The 4,340-nt window shown below is 57.5% G+C and carries 4 protein-coding genes; all 4 read left to right on the top strand.

What is annotated here, in order from left to right:
- Window positions 1-399 (top strand): site-2 protease family protein (locus tag AB4043_RS16090; RefSeq protein WP_442307510.1); only part of this gene is annotated, 399 nt, incomplete at its 5' end.
- Between the two features lie 141 nt (window positions 400-540).
- The gene (gene trpS / locus AB4043_RS16085) at window positions 541-1,632 is read left to right on the top strand and encodes a tryptophan--tRNA ligase (RefSeq protein ID WP_442302054.1); all 1,092 of its coding nucleotides are present in this window, start codon (window positions 541-543) and stop codon (window positions 1,630-1,632) included.
- Window positions 1,633-2,611: 979 nt separating this feature from the next.
- Window positions 2,612-3,556: a hypothetical protein gene (locus AB4043_RS16080; RefSeq protein WP_442302055.1), complete on the top strand. Its 945-nt coding sequence runs from the start codon at window positions 2,612-2,614 to the stop codon at window positions 3,554-3,556.
- A 49-nt stretch (window positions 3,557-3,605) separates the two neighbouring features.
- Window positions 3,606-4,340 (top strand): pilus assembly protein TadG-related protein (locus tag AB4043_RS16075; protein WP_442307509.1); only part of this gene is annotated, 735 nt, incomplete at its 3' end.

Below are 4,340 nucleotides of genomic sequence, written 5' to 3'. Positions count from 1 at the left end.
GCCTCAAATCTGTTTGTAGCGACGGCAAGCCTGTTGCTGCTGCTGATCATCAAGCATGGAACGGCTGATGGCGGACGATCGGTACTTACCGCGGTGATGGTGGCGTTCCGCATTCCCCAGGCATCGACCGAAGGACTGCCGACGCTGTTTCCCATCGCGCTGCTGCTCTACTTCGGCGTACTGATCAATCTGTCGCTGTTTGTCTTCAACCTGATTCCGCTGCCTCCGCTCGACGGCAGCAAAGTGCTGCGGCACTTTCTCCCCTACTCTGTGTTGGAGACCTACGACCGCATCGGTATGTTCTCCATCCTGATCCTGATGTTCCTCGGCGGGCGCCTTATCTCCATCGGCCTCAGCCCGCTGCTGGGCACCTTCAACAGCCTGCTGCTGGGCATGTAAAGCATTTTCCCTGTTGCCGGATATTCTGGAAGGGGCGCGAAGCGGCGTTTTCATTGCGGAAAACGCCCATAGATGCGGACGCCCTACGCCACACCTACAGGAAAAATGCTCTGGCGCTGATTTACCATCATCTTTTCAATCATGGCCGAAACCTCTGTCAGCAATTCGCGCCGCCGCGTCCTCTCCGGCATGCGGCCTACGGGCAAGCTCCACCTGGGCAACTACATGGGGGCGCTCTATAACTGGGTCCGCCTGCAGGATCAGTACGACTGCTTCTTCTTCATCGCCGACTGGCATGCTCTGACGACCGACTATGCCAATCCAGGCAACGTGAAGGAGAAGTGCTTCGAAGTAGCGTTGGACTTCCTCGCCGGCGGTCTCGATCCGGAGAAATGCGTCATCTTCCGGCAGTCGCATGTACCGGAGCACGCTTCGCTGCACCTGCTCTTCAGCATGTTTACCCCGCTGGGCTGGCTGGAGCGCGTGCCCACCTACAAAGACCAGCAGGAGCAGCTTCGCGAGAAGGACCTGGCAACCTACGGCTTCCTGGGCTATCCGCTGCTGCAGGCCGCAGATATCCTGCTCTACAAGCCGGACTTCGTCCCGGTCGGTCAGGACCAGGTAGCGCACGTGGAACTCACGCGCGAGGTTGCGCGGCGTTTCAACCAGTTGTACGACTCCCGTTGGAGCGAGGCGATCGCACAGGCAGAGTCCGACAAGGAACGGATCAAAGCCGAGGTCTCGGCCAACAGCCTGATCGAGCTGACCTTCCCGGAGCCGCAGGCGCTGCTCACACCCTCGCCAAAGCTCCCGGGCCTGGACGGCCGCAAGATGTCCAAGAGCTACGGCAACACGCTCATGCTGAACGAGCCGGAAGCGGACATCCGCGCCAAGCTGAAGACCATGGTTACCGACCCTGCGCGGGTGCGGCGCACCGATCCGGGCAATCCGGACGTCTGCCCGGTCTTCGACCTGCATAAGGTCTTCTCGCCGGTAGAGAAGCAGGCTGAGGTGCGCGAAGGCTGCACCACAGCCGGCATCGGCTGCATCCAGTGCAAGGGCTGGCTGGCGGACAACGTGGTCGCCGAGCTGGCCCCCATCCGGGAACGCCGGGCAAAGTATGAAGCAAATCCCCACCTGGTAACGGAGATCCTGGAAGCAGGCGCCGCCCGGGCCCACGCCAAGGCCGCCGCCTCCATGAAAGACGCCCTGGCAGCCCTCGGAATGGAGTAGCAGGAGCGGCCAGATTTCAACGATTCATGAAGCCCCTTTCGCTCTTGCGGAGGGGCTTTCCTTCTTCTTCCTGGATCTGATCGAAAGCTAGAGCATTTCTCCTGTAGGTGTAGTGTAGGGATTCGTTATCTATGGGCGTTTTCCATAATGAAAACGCCGCTGCACTCCACTTCCGGGCTACCCAGCAACAGGAGAAATGCTCTAGAGAATCATCGAATTCGATATCGCTGGTCCATTCGGGCCCGTTCGCGCGCAGCGCGAATGTATTTGCTTAAGGGGGCTGTAGCTGTTCAGCCTCCAGACATCCTTTTACAGTCGATTTGCTCGAAATTCCTATAACTAGTGGTCGTAGTGGCTGGGGAAAGTGGGAAAAGGCCTTTCTTTTCCTAGGTTGCGCAGCAACCGCCTTTTCCTGCCTCTGTTGACCTCAAAGGACGACACGGAAGATGCCGACGCTCCAGCGATTGCCATCGGGACACTATTTCGTTTTTTGCCAGGTAACGGGATCCCGTTCTTATCGGTCGTGATATTCCGACTTCATCGCAACAGTCAGAAACATTGCTCGCAGCGGGAAACGGCCAGCGAGCACTGACAGATTCAGTTAAGACTTCCGGCACCCTTGGAGGAACTGTGACATCTGTTGCACACATTTCACCATTGCTGTCACAACGGCAGCTGGTCGTCGCATAGGGTTGCTGTTGCATGTCATGAGAAAGAAAGGTATTCGGCCACTCTGCTTGAGGGGGAGGACATGAACCTTTGATTCGCAAACGGAAAGATTGGAGACCTACGTGCGAAGGCTATAGGTAGCAGTTCGCCTATGAGGCATTGGAGCGATATGGAAAAGACGTATTGCGTCTATAACCTAACGCGAGAAAGTTTCCTGAGCCTGAATGTGAAGGCGGCTGGCAGCATCTTGATGCGCCTGAAAAGATCGATCAGAAGACTGAGGCTCCGCTCCGATGAGGGAACATGGGTCGTGCCTTCTCAAGGCGTTCATGCCCTGAGACCTTTTTTCCCACTCGACCTGATCTATCTGGATGACCAAAACCGGGTCATTAACCTGATTGAATCCATTGTTCCTCTCGCCTTTGGACCGATAAGGACTCGGGCCGGAAGTGTTCTTGAACTGCCGAGTCATACGATCTATTCCACGAATACGCAGATCGGAGATCAGATGATGATCTGCGTTGCCGAGGAGATGAGCGGACATCTGGCTCCGGCGAAAGAAAAAGCGCATCACGGCGCTCGCTGGGAGTGGGGCAAGAGACGCCCGGAGTACGGGCGAAGTATGAGAGCGATTTTGGAAGGGCTAACGTCGTCGAGATCGCGAAAAAAGCGGAGGAAGGATCTGGGGGACAATCCTCCGCTGGTAGCTCACTACTGGGACGGAGGCGCCCCGCTGGCGCACAAGGTGCAGAAGATCAGTTCTGACAGGCTCTATCTGGTGACCGATCAACGCTGGTATCCCGGCACGCTCGTCATGCTATCTCTACAACGCGAGGACGTCCCGGCAACAGATCCGAACCGCGCGATTACGGTCAAAGGACAGGTGGTGGGGGCAGACGAGAATGGAGTCTTCTTCCTGCTTGTACTACCCGAGAAGAAAGGGCGCGACTTCAGCAGAGAGGTTCTTCCCGGCGGCGCGGACAAGAAAACCTTCCGCGCCTTCCTGAAGCGTCTCCAGGAGAACCGCGGGCAGGCATTGATCGCGTATGCCCTGATCCTGCCTTTGGTTTTTCTGCTCATCGTCAAACTGATTAATTTGGGCGGCTTCTTCTTTGCATGGATTAGGGCAACGAACGCCCGCGAGGGCTGGGGGCCGATTGGCACACGATATGCCACTGTTACGGCGGAGAGCGGACAGGATCTGACATCGATGGTCCCAGGGGGGACCGGGGCCACTGAGCACAATTCTGAATAAAACAATGGGGAGCCCAGTCAGAGATTATTACCTCCTGAGGAGTTAGGCTATGCGCTTTTTTGAAGAGGAAGATGGCCAGGCGGTAATCATCGTCGCGCTTGCAATGAGCATCTTTTTGATCGGCGCTGTTGGGCTGGGAATAGATGGATCCCACCTGTATTCGCAACGCCAGATGGCGCAGACGGCAGCAGATGCAGCTGCTACTGCGGGTATGATGAGTGTCTTCAACAGCACCAATACATCAGGTACGGCCGCATTTTCGACATCAGGATCATTTACTTGCGGCACCAGCGACGCTAAAACACCTTGCGTCTATGCGCGCAATAATGGCTTCGGTGGAACCGCCAGCGATACCGTGACGATCGACTACCCGGGCAGCAGCGGGGCGCCGGGAGTGAGCCTGGCGACAGGCTATCCGGTAAACGTTGTTCGCGCCACTGTGAGCCGAAGCGTGAACACATTCCTGATAGGCCTGATCGGTCAGTCAGCAACAACGGTGAGCGCTACGGCCACAGCCGCCATCGTCAGCGTCGTTGCTCCGGTTCCCATCCTCGTGACGCATCCAACAAAGACAAGCTCTCTGTCCCTGCAAGGCACGCCTTCGATCAAGATCTGCGGTGGCCCCAGCCGTAGCATTCAGGTCAACTCCACCTCTACGACGGCAGCCTCCACCGGAGGCAATTCCTCCATCGATCTGTCCCACGCCGGCCCGGCCGACACGAGCAGCCTCCACCGGAGGCAATTCCTCCATCGATCTGTCCCACGCCGGCCCGGCCGACACGAG

Source organism: Terriglobus sp. YAF25, assembly GCF_052113305.1.
Classification (GTDB): domain Bacteria; phylum Acidobacteriota; class Terriglobia; order Terriglobales; family Acidobacteriaceae; genus Terriglobus.
The sequence above is the reverse complement of the archived record's forward strand: the minus strand, read 5'-3'. Positions and strand labels throughout refer to the sequence as shown.